Raw genomic sequence first — 17,032 nt, 5'->3', positions numbered from 1 at the left:
CTTCCGATCCCCCCGCGCCCCCGGCCCCGGTCCGCCGCGCCGCCCCGCCGGCCGACCCCCGGCGTCCTCCGTCGACGCCGGCCGGCCGGCACACGCCGAGCGGCGGCGGCGCATCCCTCCATCGTGTGACGTTCCTCGCAGAGCGAGTCGGGTAGCGGCCCCCTGAGGCCGGCCCGTCCACGCCCCGCCCCGAGCGCGGGGCGTCCCGGCGGTCCGGCGACCCGCCACGAGCGAAGGGACGCACATGCCGCATCTGCACGAGGTCGAGGAGCTCCAGGGCCGTCAGGTCGTGGACTCCGGAGGCCACAAGATCGGGAAGATCGACGAGATCTTCCTGGGGGAGGCCAGCGGCGAGCCCGAGTGGGCCCTCGTCAACACCGGCCTGTTCGGCCTGAGGTCGTCGTTCGTCCTGATCACGGACGCCGACCTCGCCGACGGCGACGTGACCGTGCCGTTCGACAAGGCGACGGTCAAGGACGCGCCGAACATCCATCCCGACGGCGCGCTCAGTCCCGACGAGGAGGCGCGGCTGTTCGAGCACTACGGCCGCACGGACTACGGGGCCGCCCCGGCGGGCGACGCGATCTCCGCGGCCGCCCCGTCGGCCGACGGCGAGCTGCCCGAGCGCTGGGGGCCGGAGGGCCCGACCGGCCGGAGCGAGACCGAGGACCCGGTCCCGCCCGACGGTGGCCCGCCGCCGGCGTCCGGCGACGCCCCCGCCCCGGCGGGCCTGCCCCACATCCAAGGCGACGGGAGCTCGGACGACGTGCCGAAGCCCCCGGGCGCCCCCGACGGTGTCGAGCAGCCGGTGGCGGACGTCCCGAAGCCGGCGGGCGCCCCCGACACGTCGCACGCCCGCGAGCACGGGCTCGGCGCGACGGAGATCCCGACGGGCGGCGCGAAGGCGACCCCCGAGCACGGCCCCGTGGCCCCGGCGTCGGCGCAGGACGAGGTCGAGGCGCCCGAGTCCCCGGACGCCGGCGGCCCGTCGACGGCGTCCAGCGGGATCTACCGCTCCCGGATGCGACGGTACGTCGCCGCGGAGGACGCCGACCGCGGCCCGGTGCCGGGGGACTCCGGCAAGCAGCGCGACGACCTCTGAGGTCGTCGACGGCGAGCGGCGCCGCCGGCTCCCACTGCGCACGGACGCCGGGCGGCGCCCCCGGGCCGGCGCGAAGCGGCGTCGGCCCCGCGGCCCCGCGCCCGGGTCTGCGTAACGGCCCGAAGTCCGCCGCCCTACGGCCCGAAGACGTCCAACCTACGGCCCCGAAGACGTCCGCCCTACGGCCCCGAAGACGTCCGCCCTACGGCCCCCGGAGACGTCCGCCCTACGGCCCGAAGACCGCCGCCGTCGGCGCGTGGTGGACGGTCTTCACGCGGTAGCTCGCGTCCGAGTACGTCCCGGAGCCCGACTCGTAGAGGACGTGGACCTCGCCCTTGGCGATGACGACGCCCTCGGACATGTTCGGCGCGACGATGTTGCGGCCGCCGCCGGTCGGGGCCTTCGTCGAGCGGATCGCCAGCGTGCTGCGCTCGTCGCGTCCGGTCGACAGGCTCCAAAGGACCTTCTTGCCCTTGATCGCCATGCCCTGGACCTGCGCGGGCGTGTTCATGGTGTGCCCGTCGAACTTCGGTACGGATCGGCTGCCCAGCGAGTAGCGGTAGGCCTTCGAGCCCTGGTCCTTGTCGTACGCGCCGACCCACATCTTGTTGCCGACGATCGTCATGTAGGACGAGGCCTGGACCTTCTTCGCGCCCGCCGTCCTGACCTGGCCGAGGTCGGGCGTCGCGTCGATGTCGGTCTTGCGGACGCGCGTGACGGCGCCCTCGTTGGCGACCCACAGGTACTTGCCCTTCGCCGCGAGCCCGCCGACGTGGCCGGTGAACGGGAGCGACACGATCTTCAGCCGCGCGCCGGTGGAACGGTCGATGATCGCCAGGCGGCTGTTCTGGGGGGTCTTCGACGAGTCGTAGTACGAGATCACCAGCGCGTCGTGCTCCGGCCAGTAGGCCAGCCCCTGCGGCGTCCAGTTCGTGTCGTACCCGGGGATCAGGTTCAGGCCGCGGATGAACGGGGTCGCGTAGTACGGGACGAGATCCGGCGGGTCGTCGGCCGCGACGGCGGGGGCGGCCACGGAGGCCGCGGCCAGGGCGACCGCGCCGGCGGTGAGCAGGGCACGGCGCGCCCGGTTCCGGGCGCGGGCGGATGGGGCGGGGGCGTGGGGGAGCACATCAAGGACCTACCCCGGAGCGGCGCGGAGGACGCGCCCGGCGCATGAGGGTTTCGTGAGGACGGGCCCGCATCCGGCGTTCATCGGTCCCCGCGCACCGCGGTCCCGGGCCGGCTCGCACGCCGGCGGTCCGGAGGGGACGTCCCGCCCGACCGCGGCGCTTCCGGCCCACCCGCGATGATCCGGCCATGACCGTCACCCCGGACCAGCTCACCGGCGACGCGCTCGCGTTCCTGGCCGAGCGGCACCTCGCGACGTTCTCCTCGCTGCGGCCGGACGGCTCGCTGCACGTCACCGCCGTGGGGTTCACGTGGGACCCGTCGACCGGACTTGCCCGCGTCATCACCGGCGGCGGCAGCCAGAAGGCCCGCAACGCCCGCGACGGGGTGGCGGCCACGGTCTGCCAGGTCGACGGCGGACGCTGGATCGCGCTGGAGGGCACGGCCCGCACGACCGACGACCCGAAGCGCGTCGCCGAGGCGGTCGCGCGCTACGCCGGCCGCTACCGGACGCCGCGCGAGAACCCGGAGCGGGTCGCCATCGAGGTCGCCGTGACCCGTGTGCTCGGGTCGCGGAAGCTGCTCGGCCGCTGACGCGCGCGGCCGGCGGCCGGCGGTCACGGGCCCGCGCCGGGCGCTCGGTCCGCGGCCCCGGGACCGGTCTCGCCGGCTCAGCCGCGCCGCGTCGGCGCGGCCCCGGTCCCGAGCCGCCCGCGCTCGTGGATCGCCAGCAGCGCCTCGATCGCGCGCGGCGCGAACTGGCTGCCGGTGCCGCGCCGCATCTCCTCGATCGCGTCGTCGATCGGCCGCGGCGACCCGTAGGGCCGGGCGACGGTCATCGCGTCCCACGCGTCGGCGACGGCCAGGATCTCGGCGCCCTCGGAGATCTCGCCCGCGGCGATCCCGTCGGGGTAGCCGCGGCCGTCGTGGCGCTCGTGGTGGTGGCGGATCCACAGCACCTGGTCGCGGCTCAGGAGGTCCGCGACCATCTCGGCACCGAGGGCCGCGTGCGTCTTGACCTGCTCGTACTCCTCGTTCGTGAGCTTCGCGGGCTTCAGGAGGATGGTGTCCGGCACGCCGATCTTGCCGACGTCGTGCACGAGCGCGGCGCTGTGCAGCAGCACGACGCGCGCCGGGTCCCAGCCGATCGTGCGGGCCAGCTCGCCCGCGAGCTCCGCGACGCGCTCGGAGTGGCGCTGCGTCGACGGGTCCTTCGCGTCGACGGCGCTCGCCAGCGCGCGGACCGCGGCCAGGGTCTTCGCCGACTCGAGGCGGTGGGTGCTCTGGGCGCCGGGCGCCGCCGCGATCAGCTCCGGCGTGTAGCGCACGATCGTGTTGCGGCCCGCGGCCTTCGCCCAGTACAGCGCGAGGTCCGCGCGGCGGTACAGCTGCTGCGCGTCGTCGGCGTCCTCCAGCGAGCAGATGCCCACCGAGCTCGTGATCCGCCCGACGCCCTGGAACGGCGTGTCGGCGATCGCCGTGCGGGCGCGCTCGGCGGCGACGATCGCCGAGCGGCCTTCCGTCTCGGGCAGCATCCACGCGAACTCCTCGCCGCCGACCCGGGCGATCACGTCGCTGCCGCGGCGGACGGCGAGCAGCCGGGTCGCGAACTCCGCCAGCGCGCGGTTGCCCGCCGCGTGCCCGTGCGTGTCGTTGATGAGCTTGAAGTGGTCGAGGTCGAAGACGATCAGGCTCAGCGGCCGGCGGTAGCGGTGACAGCGACGGACCTCCTCCTCGAGCCGGTCCGAGAACGCGCGCTGGTTGTTCAGGCCCGTCAGGTGGTCGGTGAACGCCATCTCCGCGAGCTGCTCGCGCGCCTCGGCTCCCGTCACCGCGAGGCTGACGAGGTCGGCGAAGCGGGTGACCCTCGAGAGGTCCTCGTCGGCGACGCGGTCGCCCTGCTCCCAGCCGACGCTGATCGCGCCCCAGAAACGCCCGTCGACCGCGATCGGCGCCGCCGCACCGGCCCGCATGCCGGTCGGGTCGCCGTCGTCCGCGGCGTCCGGGGCGACCTCGCGACCGGCGACCGACGCCGGGCGCCGCGTCCGCATGACCGCCGCGATCGCGGAGCCGTCCTGCAGCCCGACCGGGTCGCCGAGCCCCGGGGAGACCGCCGTCGCCGTCGGGCCCCAGGCGCCGACCAGCCGGGTCGTGCCGTCGGGCTCCAGCCGGACGACGCGGCTCATCGTCGCGGTGCAGACGTTGGCGACGTGTTCGGCCGCGGCGGCGAAGACCGCGAGCGGCTGCGCCTCGCTGGCGACGAGCGTCGCGACGGCGCGCAGGGCCTCCTGCTCGCGCGTGTGCAGCGCGCGCTGGGACTCGGCGTCGCGCCGGTCCGTGACGTCGCTGAGGCACGAGACGACGGCGTAGGGGGCCGCGTCGGTGCCGTCGAAGAGCGGCTCGGTGGAGACCGAGATCCAGGTCGTCGTGCCGTCGGGCTGGCAGACGCCGAGGACCGCGTCGCGGACCGGCAGGCCGGTGCGCAGCGTGCGGCCCACGGGGTGGTCTCCGGCGGGGAGGTCGCTGCCGTCGTCGCGGACGATCCGCCGGCCGGGGCCCGCCCCGCCGGGCTCCGCGACCGCGCCGGCGGTGACCCCGAGCATCCGCTCGGCGGCGGCGTTGCTCGCCTCGATCGTGCCGTCCGCGCGCTGGAGGACCACGCCGTCGCTCATCGCCGCGACGAGCGAGCGGTAGCGCTCCTCGCTGGTGGCCGTCCGCTCGGCGGCGGCCCGCTGGTCGGCGATCGCGAGCCGCAGGGACAGCTCGGTCGTGGTGACGGCGGCGAGGTCCTGCAGGACCTCCAGCTCGTCCGGCGTCCAGACGCGCGGCTCGCCGTCGATCAGGCAGAGCGAGCCGACGGTCTCGCCGTCGCAGACCAGCGGGACGCCGGCGTAGGCGACGACGCCGAGCTCGGCGATCGCGAGGTGGTCCTGCAGCCGCGCGTCGCCGCGGGCGTCGGCGATCACGAGCGGGGCGTCGTCGAGCACCACGTGCTGGCAGAAGGAGTGGCTGAGCGGCGTGCGGCGCCGCGAGGCCCACGGCTCGTCCAGGCCCGTCTGCCCGACGAAGACCTGCTCTTCGTCGTCGACGAGCACCGCGAGGCTCACCGGGACGCCGGTCAGCCGCGTCGCCATGCGGGTGACGCGGTCGAACGAGTCGTCGGGCACGCCGTCGAGCAGGCCGAGGCGCTCCAGGACGCCGAGGCGCGCCGGGGACCCGAGCGGACCGGGCACCGGGACGGCGCCGCCCGATGCCGCGGCCGGCGGCCTGGGCGTCGGGGCGACGTCGTCCGCCGGGGTGGTCCCGGAGGGGGCGCGCAGCGAGCGGTTCGGCGTCACGATCGGTGGGGCTTCCGGGTCGGCGTGGTCGGCGCCCCCGGTCCGGGGCGCCCGGTGCAGGTCCGGTCGTGGGGGCGAGCGGGTGGACGCCGTCGATGGACGTCCGGGGCACGATCGTACTCCGGCGGCCGGGACGGCAGGAGGGTTGCCCGGCTGGGTCCGTCACTCGGCGGAGTTGACGGACCCCTGCTTCGCGTCGCACGCGGCGGTCTTCGGCGACTGGCGGTACCAGTCGCGCAGCATCCGGCAGACGATCGGCCCGGCCGTGGTCGCGCCGTAGTCGCCGTTCTCGACGGTCGCGACGACGACGATCGGGCGTTCGGGGTCGGGGACCATCGCCGCGAACCACGCCTGGTCCGGGCAGACGGAGTCGGCGCAGCGCTGCGCCGTCCCGGTCTTGCCGTAGACCGGGAAGGCGCCCTGGTCCCAGCCGGAGAAGAGCTTGCCGCCGGTGCCCGCCGGGGTCGACGTCACGTCGTGCAGGCCGTTCAGGATGTCGCGCTTCCACGACGCGTCGGGGATCGGCACGCGCCGCCGGGCGGGGGCGTTGAAGCGCTTGTCGAGCCGGCCGTCGGGCAGCTGGATCTCCATGCCGAGGTGCGGCGTCGGGATGTGCAGGTCCGGCGTGTACGACCCGCGGGCGTCGTAGAGCCCGGAGTAGGCGGTGGCGACCTGCAGCGGCGTGGCGAGGAAGTCGCCCTGGCCGATCGAGAGGTTGATGCTGTCGCCCGTCAGGAACTGGCCGTTGACGTCGGCGACGGTCCGGCAGTCCGCGACCTTCTTCTTCTTGCGGCAGGCGAGCTCCTCGGCGTTGCGCTTCTCGCGCCAGGCGCGGTCGGGGATCACGCCCGGGAGCTCGCCGGGCAGGTCGACGCCGGTCTTCCGGCCGTAGCCGAAGTTCCGCGCCCAGGACTGCAGCGGCTGCTTCGGCTTCTTGTAGATGTCGCGGCCGATCGCGTAGAAGTAGACGTCGGAGGAGACCTGCAGCGCGCGGCGCAGGTTCGACGTCCCGAGGTCCGCCTTCTCGGCGTTGCAGAACTCCCGGGCTCCGACCTTGAGGCAGCGTCCGCCCTCGTCGCGGCTCTGCGGCGTCACGAGCCCGGTCGAGAGCCCCGCCAGCGCGGTGACGATCTTGAACGTCGAGCCGATGGCGTACTGGCCGCGGGACGCACGGTCGTAGAGCGGGACTCCGGCCTTGCGCCCCACCAGGCGCCCGTACGTGCGCCGGTCGAGGTTCGGGTCGTTGATCTTGTTGAGGTCGACCTCGGGGTACGAGCCGTCGGCGAGCAGCTCGCCGTTGCGCGGGTCGATCGCGACGAACGATCCCGCGGCGCGGTAGCCGGTCTTCGAGTCCAGCCCGCCCTTGATGACGTCGGCGATCGCCCGCTCGCCGGCCCGCTGCAGCCGGCTGTCGATCGAGAGCTTGACGCTGCGGCCCTGCACCGGCCGGTGCGGGGTGTTGCGACCCGTGGGTCGGCCCTGCGCGTCGACCTCGACCTCGTCGTAGCCGTCCTTGCCCTGCAGGAAGGCGTTGTACTCGAACTCGAGCCCGTCCTGGCCGATCCGCTGGCCGGCGCGCAGGCCGGCGTACTTGGCCTCGCGGAGCTGGCTCTTGCCGATCTCGCCGATGTTGCCGTACAGCTGGGAGGCGATCCCGCCGCCGGGGTAGAAGCGCCGGTACTCGCGGCCGATCGCGAGCTCGGGGAACGACGACTGGCGCTCGAGCAGGTAGTTGCGCTGCCCGGCGCCGATGTCCGACGACTTCAGCGGCACGTTCGCGTACGGCAGCTTCACGACGTTCAAGACCACGCGCCGGTAGAGCCGGGCGGCCGAGACCTGCAGCGGCGTGGAGAACCGGCGCAGGAGCGCCGTCAGCTCGGGGGACGCGTCGCGGCGCAGCGTGAGCGTCCGCGGGTCGCGTGGACCGGTGCGCCGCAGCTGCCGGCCGGCGCGGCGGTCGGCGGAGGAGAGCACCCGCTCGCGGCGCGCGGCCTCGGCGGTGGCCCGGGCCTTCGCCTGCGCCGGGGTCTCGAGCGCCTGGCGCTGCTCGATCCGGCGGCGCTGCGCCGGGGTGCGGTCGGCGATCCGGGCGGCCTCCCGCGCCCGCGAGCGGGCGACGAACCCGTCCGCCAGCTTCGCGCGCGCGACGTCGTAGGTGCCCTGCTTCTGGCCCCAGTCGGCGATCTTCGTGCGGTCCTCCTCGGGGACCGACTCCGGCCGCAGCGCGACGACGACCTCGACGCGGTTGGACACGAGGGCGTTGCCGTCGCGGTCGAGGATCATCCCGCGCGGCGCGGCGGTGCGGACGATCCGCGCGCCGTTGCTCGTGGCCTCGCGCACGTACTGGTCGCCCTGCAGGACCTGGAGGAACCAGAGACGCAGGAACAGGACCGCGAAGACCCCGAAGGCGATGATGCCGAAGGCCGCGATCCGGATCGCCAGCTGTGGCGCCGGCGTTGTTCGTTCCTGATACCCCACTCACACACCCTGTCCGAGACGACGTCCGACCCGCCCGGACCCTGCCGTCGCGGGGCCCGGGACCCACGCCGACCCAAACTACCGGGGCGACCGCGGGGCGCGCGGCGGTCGGGTCAGTCCGACAGGCCGCGGAGCTTCACGTTGATCCGCTGCGCGGTGTCGCCGACCCGGCGCTGGACGGCGTCGGTGTCGCGGATGAACCGGTCCTGCGCCCGCTTGATCGTGGCGGGCCGCTTCGTCCGCAGGGCGACCAGGAACCGGCGAAGCGGGGCGCTCCAGCGGCCGAACGCGTCGATCAGCTCGCCGTGGAGCCCGGTGACGGGGGACGGCGGCTCGACGGCCCGCAGGCCGCGCTGGACGCCGTCCACGCTGGCGGACAGTCGGCGGACGGCGCGGTCGACGTCGCTCAGGACCTCGGCCTCGTTCGCGGCCCGCCGCAGGTCGGTCAGGTCGCGCTCGAAGCCGCGCTGGACCTCGTTGACCCGCTGGGAGTAGGCCAGCGCGTCGCGGACCTGCTGGGCCTGGCCGCCGCACCCGGTCAGGGCGCCGGCGGCGACGGTGCACGCGGCGAGCGCCGTCGCGAGGACGCGACGGCGCGGGCGGGGGCGGGGGACGGCGGGGAGGACGGAGGACATGCGGGGCGGGCGCGGGGCCCCCGGGGACGGTAGTGCCCGGCGGGGACGCGCGCCGCACCGGTCGGGCGCAGCCGGTGCTCCCGTGCGCCGGACCGGGCGGTCCGGCCCGGACGGGACCGCGGCGGCCGGCGGACTCCGCCGGCCGCCGCGGCCCCGGCCTCAGCGGGCGAGCGTCGCCGCGAGGGCCGGGGCGCCGCCGGCGGCGTGGACGCGGGCCAGGACGGAGATGGTGCGGGTGACGACCATCGCCAGGGCCATCAGGACGAGCGCGTCGGTCAGGGCGTCGCTCGTGACCTGGTGGTGCAGCATCCAGGTGCCGAGGTCGCTGCGGAACCAGTGGTCGGAGCCGTAGGCGAAGGCGACGCGCAAGCCGGCGACGGTGGTCCAGAAGGCCGCGTAGGCGGGGCCGCCGACGGTGACGACGGGCGCGTCGCCGTCGGCCTCGACGCGGAGCAGGCCACCGGCGAGCGCGCCCAGGACGACGCCGGCGGTGACGCCGAGGACGATGAGCAGCAGGCCGTCGCCGTGCGACGGCACCCCCGCGACCATCGTGGCGCCGACGATGCCGGCGATCAGCAGCGGGCGGACGAGCCGACGGCGGCTGAAGGCCTTGCGACCGAGGTCGCTGAAGAGGACGACGCCGAGGATCGCGGCGTTGAGGAGGAGGACGTGGGAGAAGGACATTTCGGGGCTCCGGGGGAGGGGTTCTTCGACGTGATCCACGCTACGACCGGCCCTCGCTCCTGCCATCGGCGCACGGGTGGATCCGGTGGGTGGAACCGCGGGGCGTCGCGGGCCGGTCTCCACCCGGATCTCCACCCCCGGGTGGAGGCGACCGGCCGGGCCTGCGCGTAGCGTGGACGCGATGCCGACGTCGCCCGCGCCCCAGCTGATCCCGCGGCGGGTCCAGCTGTTCGGCGGGGTGGCGATCGCGTGGTCGGTCGCGCGGGCCGATCCGGCCCCCGCGCTGCACGGACGCGGACTCGTCGTGCTCGTGCTCCTCGTCGTCGGGCTCGCGGCGCTCGTCGCGCTGCCGACGCCCGGCACGGGCCGCGACCGGCTCGAGTCGGCCGCCCTCTGGGCGCTGGGCCTGACGGGCGCGACGCTCTGCTGGGCGTCGCCGCCGTCGGCTGGCAGCGCGCTCGCGTTCGGGGCGTGCGTGGCCGCGGGGGTGCGCCTGCCGCCGCTGCGGCTCGCCGTCCTCGTCGCGGGGACGGTCGCGGTCGTCGCCGGCGCCGCCCTGGTCTACGACGGCTCGGCGACGGGCGTGGCCGCCTACGCGGCCGGGTTCGTCGCGACCGCGCTCCTCGGAGTCAACCGCCGCCAGTTCGTGCTGCGGATGGAGGCGACCGAGCTGCTGCTCGCCCGCGAGCAGCGCTCGCGCGAGGAGCAGGTCCGCGCCGCAGCGCTGGACGAGCGCGCCCGGATCGCCCGCGACGTCCACGACGTCCTCGCGCACTCGCTGGCCGGGCTGACGATCCAGCTCGACGCCGCGGTGCTGCTGCTCGAGCGGTCGGATCCCGACGGCCGGCCGCTGCGCCACGTCGCCCGGGCGCACGGCCTGGCGCGCGAGGGCCTTCAGGAGGCGCGCGAGGCCGTCGGCGCGCTGCGCGGCGACGCGGTCCCGCTGGCCACCGGGCTGGAGGCGCTGGTCGTCGACCACCGGGCCACGGGCGGGACGGCGACGCTCGAGGTCGACGGCGACCCGGCGGCGCTCACGGCCGACGCGGCCTGGGCGCTGCTGCGGATCGCGCGCGAGGCCGTCACCAACGTGCACAAGCACGCGCCGGGGCACGCCATGGCGGTGCGGCTGGCCGTGACGGCGGCCGACGCCGAGCTGACGGTCGCCGACCGGCCGCTCGTGGTCGACGGGACGGCGGCCCCCGACGGCGGTGCGCCGGGAGGCGGCGGCACGCAGGCCGCGGCCGCCGGCGGGGACCGCGGCGCGCTGGCCGCGACCGGCGGCGGCTACGGTCTGCTCGGCATGGCGGAGCGCGCGGAGGCGATCGGCGGCGAGGTCCGGGCGGCGCCCCACGGCGACGGCTGGCGCGTCGTCGCGCGGATCCCGCTCGCGGCGCCGGACGCGGAGGCCCCGGCCGCCGACGCCACCTCCCGACCGGAGGGTGTGGCGTGACGCGGTCGCCGTCGACCCGCCGCGCGGCGCCGCACGCCGTCGCGGATCGGGCGGCCGCCCGATGAGCGCCCCCGAGCCCGTCCGGGTCGTCGTCGCCGACGACCAGGCCGTCGTCCGCGAGGGCCTGGCGACGATCCTCGACCTGCTCGACGGGATCACCGTGGTCGGCGTCGCGGCGACCGGCGCCGAGGCGGTCGAGCTCGCGGCCCGGGAGTCGCCCGACGTCGTCCTGATGGACCTGCGGATGCCCGTCCTCGACGGCGTCGAGGCGACCCGCGCGATCCGCGCCGCCCAGCCGGCCGTCGAGGTCGTCGTCCTCACGACCTACGCCGACGACGAGTCGATCTTCGGGGCGCTGCGGGCGGGCGCCCGGGGCTACCTGACCAAGGACGCGGGGAGCCGCGAGATCGCCCGGGCCGTCCACGCCGCGGCCGCCGGGCAGGCGCTCTTGGACCCGGCCGTGCAGGCGCGGGTGCTGGGGGCGGCCGGCGGGGCGCCGGCAGCACCGCCGGACGTGGCCGTGGTCAACGCGTCGCCGCCCCGGGGCGCCGGGCTCCCCGACGACCTCACGGCCCGCGAGGGCGAGGTCCTGCGGCTGATCGCGCGCGGGCTCTCCAACCGCGAGATCGCCGCGACCCTCGTCGTCAGCGAGGCGACGGTGAAGACGCACGTCAACCACGTCTTCGCGAAGACCGGCGCGCGCGACCGCGCCCAGGCCGTCCACTACGCCTACGAGCGCGGGGTCGCGGGCGGCGACGGGCCGGGCTGACGGACGGTCGTGGGCACCGGTCGGCCGGCGAGCGTCGCGTCCCGCGCCGGTGCGCGGCCCGGTCGAGCGTCGCCGCCCCGTCACCGCCAGGCGAAGACCGGCTGCTCGAAGCCCGCCACGCGGGTGTGGCGGTCGTGCAGGACGACCTCGCGGAACTGGTGCAGCACCGCGGCCGTCGGCGCGTGGATCAGCGAGTCGCGGACCGGCAGCTGGACGACGGGCCGATCGGACTCCGGGATCGCGTGGAAGCGCGGCTCGACGTCGAGCTCGTCCAGGCTCAGCCGGTGGACGGAGGCGACCTCGTCGGGGTTCGGCACCAGCGGCGCGGTCCACCGCCCGACCCACGCGACCACGGGCGTGATCACGAAGCCCGACCGCGTCGGGTAGTCGTCCAGCCGGCCGAGCACCGCGTCCGGCGGCAGGTCCACGCCGAGCTCCTCGTGGAGCTCGCGCAGGCCGCCCTGCTCGGCGGACTCGCCGGGATCCGTCCGGCCGCCGGGCAGCGCCCACTGGCCGGGGTGGTCGCGCAGCCGCGAGTTGCGGCGCGTGATCCACACGCCCTGGCCGTCCTCACCGTCGAGGACCGCCAGGACGACCGCCGCCCGCCGGGTCCCCTCCGGCAGCGGGGCCGGGAGGGGGTCGAAGCGGGCGAGGCGGGTGGACGCCTGCGCGCGGGTCACCGCGAGCACGACGCCACCCTCTCATTCCCGCCGGTCAGCTGGAGCAGACCGGCAGGATCTGCGTGCCGAGGACGTTCAGCAGGTTGATGTTCAACCCGATGACCTTCACCGTCATCGCGCGGGCGCCGCCGCAGGCGAGCGGCCCGGCGTTCGGCCCTCCCCCGGCCGGCCGCCGTCGGTCCCCGGGGCGACGGTTCAGGCGGCGTCGCCCAGCAGCGCCGGGCCGCCGCCGTGCTGCGCGGTGCCGCCGTCGAGCTCGTCCGCGGTCTCGCCGCAGTAGACGGCGATCCGCTGCATGCTCGCGAGCGAGTCGCGGCAGCCGGTGAAGCCGATGCAGAACTCGCCAGCGTAGCTGACCGCGGTGATGTTCAGCGCCTGGCCGTCGAAGAGCAGCGAGACGGGGAACATCTCGTCGACCTTGGCACCCTCGACGTAGCGGGTCTCCGCCGGGCCCCGGACGTTCGAGATGACGATGTTGTGCATCGGCCGGCCGCGCGCACCCAGCCCGAGCGCCAGCTGGCTCAGGTACGGGCCCATGAGGAGCAGCGTGTAGGCGTCCATCGTCGAGCGCGGCAGCTCGGAGATCAGGGCCTTCGCGGCGGCGGTCGACGCGCGGACCTTGCGCAGCCGACCGCGCACGTCGGCGACGTCGGTGCCGAGCAGCGCGTGGATGAACGTGATCGCGTTGCCGGCGCCCTGGTCGCCCTCGGCACGGACGGAGACGGGCAGCGTGGCGACGAGGCTCTTGGACGGCAGCGCGTCGTGCTCGGCGAGGTACCGCCGCAGCGCGCCGCCGCAGATGGTCAGCAGGACGTCGTTGATCGTGGCGTCGGACTCGTGCGCGATCGCCTTCAGGCGCGCGACGGGGTAGTGCTGGGTCGCGAAGCGGCGCGGCGCGTGGATCGTGCCGTTGAGCATCGTCCGCGGTGCGCGGAACGGCACGGCGTGCGCGGCGTCGCGGGGGAGGACCGTCTCGCGGACCTGGCGCAGGCCGACGCCGGCGATCTTCCGCACGCTGCCGGCCCAGCCGAGCGCGGTTCGCCCGGTGCGGACGGGGGCGAGCGCGGCCTCGCGCGAGCGCTGGACCAGCGACGTCGTGGCCGGGACGTCCGCGGGCTCCGGCGCGGCGGAGCGGGGCCGCCGGTAGGCCGGGGTCGCCCACAGCGGCAGGCGGTCGCGCTCGGCCGGGTCGGTCGCGAAGCCGCGCTCGAGCAGCCGCATCGCGGCGATCCCGTCGAGCTTGGAGTGGTGGAACTTCCAGTAGATCGCGAAGCGGTCGTCGGCCAGCCCCTCGATGATGTGGCACTCCCACAGCGGGCGGTGCCGCGCGAGCGGGTGGGTGTGCAGCCGCGAGACGAGGACGCCGAGCTCGCGCTCGCCGCCGGGCCGCGGCAGCGCGGAGTGGCGCAGGTGGTAGTCGAGGTCGATCTCGTCGTCGCGCAGCGTGTCCCACGCGGGCACCGGGACGAGCCGTGGACGCAGGTTGAACGGTGCGACGAACGTCGCCTGCGCCCGCCACGACGCGACGAGGTCGGCGACGAACGAGTCCGGCGCGCCCTCGGGCTTGGAGCACTGCATCAGCCCGCCGACGTGGGCCGGCGTGTCGCGCCGCTCGTTGAGCAGCCACACGGCGTCGGCAGGCTTGAGGACGCGCATCGCTCGCGACGGTACCGGGTGGGGGGATGGATGTCGCGCGCCGCAGGAGCCGCGCCGCGGCACGGGCGCACGCGGCGTGCTCCGCGACGTGCGCCGGCCGTTCCGACCGCGGGTCGCAATGCCGTCGTGCGGGCCGCGCCGGTACGGTCGCCGACCATGATCGAGATCACGCGCACCCGCGACGTCCCCGGCACCCCGGAGGAGGTCGCCGCCGTCGTCGCCGACCTCGAGGGCTGGCCGGGCTGGTTCGCGCTCCACAAGGGCTGGTCCGGGGCCATCCCGACCACCTCCGCGGTCGGCGTGAAGTTCAAGCACAAGGTCCGTGTGCTCGGCGTCCCCGGCGAGGTCGCGTGGGAGGTCACCGAGCTCGACGTCCCCCGGCGGTTCGTCCTGAAGGGCAAGGGGCCCAGCCGGACGAGCATGGGGATCGACTTCCGGATCTCCGCGCGCGACGGCGGCAGCACCGTGTCGTTCACCGCGACGATCGGCGGGCTCGCGATCAAGCCGATCGAGGGGCGGCTGAAGACCTGGCTCGAGGCCCGCGCCGACCGCACGCTCGACGGCCTCGAGCGGGTCCTGGGCGAGCGGTAGGGCGGACCGCCGCGGCGCACCGCGCGGGATCGGGCGGGCGCCGGGATCGGGCGCGCGACGGGCGCCGGCCCCGGGCCTCGCTAGCCTCGGGGGATGAGCACCGCCGCCCGCTCGCTCTTCTCCTTCGAGGACACGTTCGTCCGCGAGCTCGAGGGGCTGTACCTGCCGTGGCAGGCGGCCCCGGCCCCGGCGCCGCGGCTGCTGGCGCTGAACGCGCCGCTGGCCGCCGAGCTCGGGCTCGACCCGGAGGCGCTCGCCGCCCCCGAGGGCGTCGCCGCCCTGGTCGGCGACCTCGGCCCCGACGGCCCGACCACGGTCGCGCAGGGCTACGCCGGCCACCAGTTCGGCGGCTACTCGCCGCGGCTCGGCGACGGCCGCGCGCTCCTGCTCGGCGAGCTGATCGACGTCGACGGCCACCGGCGCGACCTGCACCTGAAGGGCTCCGGCCGCACGCCGTTCGCCCGCGGGGGAGACGGCAAGGCGGCGGTCGGCCCGATGCTCCGCGAGTACGTGATCAGCGAGGCGATGTTCGCGCTCGGGATCCCGACGACCCGCTCGCTGGCGGTCGTCGCCACGGGGGAGGACGTCCTGCGCGAGACCGCGCTTCCCGGCGCCGTCCTGGCCCGCGTCGCCGCCAGCCACCTGCGCGTCGGCACGTTCCAGTACGCCGCGCGGCTGAAGGACCGCGAGGTCCTGCGCCGGCTCGCCGACTACGCGATCGCCCGCCACCACCCCGACGCGGCGGACGCCGAGAACCCGTACCTGGCGTTCTTCGCCGCGGTCGTCGCGGCGCAGGCGTCGCTGGTGGCGCGGTGGATGAACGTGGGCTTCGTCCACGGGGTCCTGAACACCGACAACGTGACGATCTCCGGCGAGACGATCGACTACGGGCCCTGCGCGTTCATGGACGCGTTCGACCCGGCGACGGTCTTCAGCTCGATCGACGAGGCCGGCCGCTACGCCTTCGGCAACCAGCCCCACATCGTGCAGTGGGACCTGGCGCGCATGGCCGAGCCGCTGCTGCCGCTGATCGACGAGGACCAGGACCGCGCGATCGCGGCCGCGACGGCCGTCCTCGACGGCTTCCCCGCGCAGTACGAGGCGCACCGCCGCCGCGGCCTGCAGGCGAAGCTCGGCCTGACGGACGCCGAGCCCGAGGACGGCCCGCTCGCGACCGACCTGCTCGACCTGCTGCACCGCGGGCGCGTCGACCACACCTCCGCGTTCCGCGCGCTCGCGGGCGTCCTGCGGGGCGACGGCGCGGCGGCGGGCGCCCTGTTCGCGGACTCCGCCGGGCTCGCGGCCTGGACGGCCCGGTGGCGCGCGCAGCTGGCCGCGCAGGGCCGGGACGCCGGCGAGGCCGCCGCGGCGATGGACGCGGTCAACCCGGTCTACATCCCGCGCAACCACCGCGTCGAGGAGGCGCTGGCCGCCGCGACCGCCGGCGACCTCGGCCCGTTCGAGCGCCTGGTCGACGTCGTCCGGCGCCCGTTCGAGGAGCGCGAGGGCCTCGAGTCCTATGCCGGCCCGGCGCCCGAGGACCAGGGGCACTACCGGACGTTCTGCGGGACCTGAGACGCGCCGGGACGCGGGGTCCGACGCGGTCGGCGGTCGTCGTGCGGGCCACACGCGGCCGCGCGATCCCCGGCGGCGGTCGTGCCGCGGGCCACGCACGGCGGCGCGACGCCGGGGTCGGACCCCGACCCGCGCCCCATCCGGGGTCATCCCTGAGGCGTACGCAGCGCGCCGCGATGACCAGTCCCCGGGCTGACGACACCGAGCCCGCCCGGACCTAGGTTCGGGGCATGATCGACATCCGGTCCGTGACCAAGCGCTACGGCGACCACGCGGTCGTCTCCGACCTCAGCTTCCGGGCCCTTCCGGGGCGGGTGACCGGGTTCCTCGGGCCCAACGGCGCGGGCAAGTCCACGACGATGCGGATGATCGTCGGCCTCGACCGGCCGACGTCCGGCAGCCTGACCGTCGCCGGCCGTCCGTACGCCGGGCACCCCGCGCCGCTGTGCGCCGTCGGTGCGCTCCTGGACGCGCGGGCGTTCCACCCCGGCCGGTCGGCGCGCCAGCACCTGAGCGCGCTCGCCGCGACCCACGGCCTGTCCCGCTCGCGGGTCGCCGAGGTGCTCGCCATCGCCGGGCTGACGGCCGTCGCCGACCGGCGCGCCGGCTCGTTCTCGCTGGGGATGGGGCAGCGGCTCGGCATCGCGTCCGCGCTGCTGGGCGACCCGGCGGTCGTGATGCTCGACGAGCCGGTCAACGGCCTGGACCCCGAGGGCGTCCGCTGGATCCGCGGCCTGCTCCGGGGCCTCGCCGACGAGGGCCGCACCGTGCTCGTCTCCAGCCACCTGATGAGCGAGATGGCGCAGACCGCCGACGACCTCGTCGTGATCGGCCGCGGACGGCTGCTCGCGACGACGACGGTCGACGAGCTGACGCGCCGGGCGGGCGGCGGATCACCTTCGAGACCGGCAAGCTCGCCAAGCAGGCTTCCGGCGCGGTCACCGTA

At 76.0% G+C, this 17,032-nt stretch carries 14 protein-coding genes; 7 read left to right on the top strand and 7 right to left on the bottom strand.

Going from position 1 to position 17,032, the window contains the following annotated elements:
• Window positions 1–244 precede the first annotated feature (244 nt).
• Complete coding sequence (locus AB0L40_RS19925; protein WP_364358566.1) at window positions 245–1,102, top strand: PRC-barrel domain-containing protein; 858 nt, start codon at window positions 245–247, stop codon at window positions 1,100–1,102.
• Between the two features lie 226 nt (window positions 1,103–1,328).
• Here the strand turns inward: AB0L40_RS19925 and AB0L40_RS19920 are convergent, their stop codons facing one another.
• Window positions 1,329–2,231 (bottom strand): hypothetical protein, encoded by a 903-nt coding sequence (locus AB0L40_RS19920; protein WP_364358563.1) that lies wholly within the window; start codon window positions 2,229–2,231, stop codon window positions 1,329–1,331.
• A 188-nt stretch (window positions 2,232–2,419) separates the two neighbouring features.
• On the opposite strand from AB0L40_RS19920, the gene AB0L40_RS19915 reads away from it, so the two are divergent.
• Entirely contained in the window at window positions 2,420–2,824 is a 405-nt protein-coding gene (locus tag AB0L40_RS19915; protein WP_364358560.1) for a TIGR03618 family F420-dependent PPOX class oxidoreductase, read from the top strand.
• 77 nt (window positions 2,825–2,901) lie between these two features.
• Here the strand turns inward: AB0L40_RS19915 and AB0L40_RS19910 are convergent, their stop codons facing one another.
• From AB0L40_RS19910 to AB0L40_RS19895, 4 genes are all read right to left on the bottom strand, one after another.
• The gene (locus AB0L40_RS19910) at window positions 2,902–5,568 is read right to left on the bottom strand and encodes a diguanylate cyclase (protein ID WP_364358557.1); all 2,667 of its coding nucleotides are present in this window, start codon (window positions 5,566–5,568) and stop codon (window positions 2,902–2,904) included.
• Between the two features lie 162 nt (window positions 5,569–5,730).
• Window positions 5,731–8,046, bottom strand: a complete 2,316-nt coding sequence (locus AB0L40_RS19905) for a penicillin-binding transpeptidase domain-containing protein (protein ID WP_364358554.1) — start codon at window positions 8,044–8,046, stop codon at window positions 5,731–5,733.
• A 113-nt stretch (window positions 8,047–8,159) separates the two neighbouring features.
• Entirely contained in the window at window positions 8,160–8,681 is a 522-nt protein-coding gene (locus AB0L40_RS19900; RefSeq protein WP_364358551.1) for a hypothetical protein, read from the bottom strand.
• A gap of 159 nt (window positions 8,682–8,840) precedes the next feature.
• Window positions 8,841–9,365: a hypothetical protein gene (locus tag AB0L40_RS19895; RefSeq protein WP_364358548.1), complete on the bottom strand. Its 525-nt coding sequence runs from the start codon at window positions 9,363–9,365 to the stop codon at window positions 8,841–8,843.
• A gap of 181 nt (window positions 9,366–9,546) precedes the next feature.
• Here AB0L40_RS19895 and AB0L40_RS19890 point away from each other — a divergent pair, with 181 nt between their 5' ends.
• Both AB0L40_RS19890 and AB0L40_RS19885 read left to right on the top strand, forming a co-directional pair.
• Complete coding sequence (locus tag AB0L40_RS19890) at window positions 9,547–10,815, top strand: histidine kinase (RefSeq protein WP_364358545.1); 1,269 nt, start codon at window positions 9,547–9,549, stop codon at window positions 10,813–10,815.
• Between the two features lie 61 nt (window positions 10,816–10,876).
• Window positions 10,877–11,584 (top strand): response regulator transcription factor, encoded by a 708-nt coding sequence (locus tag AB0L40_RS19885; protein WP_364358542.1) that lies wholly within the window; start codon window positions 10,877–10,879, stop codon window positions 11,582–11,584.
• 80 nt (window positions 11,585–11,664) lie between these two features.
• On the opposite strand, the gene AB0L40_RS19880 is transcribed toward AB0L40_RS19885, so the two are convergent.
• Complete coding sequence (locus AB0L40_RS19880; protein ID WP_364358539.1) at window positions 11,665–12,273, bottom strand: CoA pyrophosphatase; 609 nt, start codon at window positions 12,271–12,273, stop codon at window positions 11,665–11,667.
• Between the two features lie 186 nt (window positions 12,274–12,459).
• The gene (locus AB0L40_RS19875; RefSeq protein WP_364358536.1) at window positions 12,460–13,920 is read right to left on the bottom strand and encodes a wax ester/triacylglycerol synthase family O-acyltransferase; all 1,461 of its coding nucleotides are present in this window, start codon (window positions 13,918–13,920) and stop codon (window positions 12,460–12,462) included.
• A 156-nt stretch (window positions 13,921–14,076) separates the two neighbouring features.
• Between AB0L40_RS19875 and AB0L40_RS19870 the strand changes: the two genes are divergently transcribed.
• From AB0L40_RS19870 to AB0L40_RS19860, 3 genes are all read left to right on the top strand, one after another.
• Entirely contained in the window at window positions 14,077–14,511 is a 435-nt protein-coding gene (locus AB0L40_RS19870; RefSeq protein WP_364358533.1) for an SRPBCC family protein, read from the top strand.
• 93 nt (window positions 14,512–14,604) lie between these two features.
• Window positions 14,605–16,086, top strand: a complete 1,482-nt coding sequence (locus AB0L40_RS19865) for a protein adenylyltransferase SelO (protein WP_364358530.1) — start codon at window positions 14,605–14,607, stop codon at window positions 16,084–16,086.
• Between the two features lie 230 nt (window positions 16,087–16,316).
• Window positions 16,317–17,032: ATP-binding cassette domain-containing protein (locus tag AB0L40_RS19860; protein ID WP_364358527.1), on the top strand; the 716-nt coding region annotated here is incomplete at its 3' end.

This window comes from Patulibacter sp. NPDC049589, from assembly GCF_040675535.1.
Taxonomy (GTDB): Bacteria; Actinomycetota; Thermoleophilia; order Solirubrobacterales; family Solirubrobacteraceae; genus Patulibacter.
The sequence above is the reverse complement of the archived record's forward strand: the minus strand, read 5'-3'. Positions and strand labels throughout refer to the sequence as shown.

Coding starts and splice junctions, on each gene's coding strand:
- AB0L40_RS19925 (WP_364358566.1), top strand. CDS start 245: ATGCCGCATCTGCACGAGGTCGAGGAGCTCCAGGGCCGTCAGGTCGTG.
- AB0L40_RS19915 (WP_364358560.1), top strand. CDS start 2,420: ATGACCGTCACCCCGGACCAGCTCACCGGCGACGCGCTCGCGTTCCTG.
- AB0L40_RS19900 (WP_364358551.1), bottom strand. CDS start 8,681: ATGTCCTCCGTCCTCCCCGCCGTCCCCCGCCCCCGCCCGCGCCGTCGC.
- AB0L40_RS19895 (WP_364358548.1), bottom strand. CDS start 9,365: ATGTCCTTCTCCCACGTCCTCCTCCTCAACGCCGCGATCCTCGGCGTC.
- AB0L40_RS19890 (WP_364358545.1), top strand. CDS start 9,547: ATGCCGACGTCGCCCGCGCCCCAGCTGATCCCGCGGCGGGTCCAGCTG.
- AB0L40_RS19885 (WP_364358542.1), top strand. CDS start 10,877: ATGAGCGCCCCCGAGCCCGTCCGGGTCGTCGTCGCCGACGACCAGGCC.
- AB0L40_RS19875 (WP_364358536.1), bottom strand. CDS start 13,920: ATGCGCGTCCTCAAGCCTGCCGACGCCGTGTGGCTGCTCAACGAGCGG.
- AB0L40_RS19870 (WP_364358533.1), top strand. CDS start 14,077: ATGATCGAGATCACGCGCACCCGCGACGTCCCCGGCACCCCGGAGGAG.
- AB0L40_RS19865 (WP_364358530.1), top strand. CDS start 14,605: ATGAGCACCGCCGCCCGCTCGCTCTTCTCCTTCGAGGACACGTTCGTC.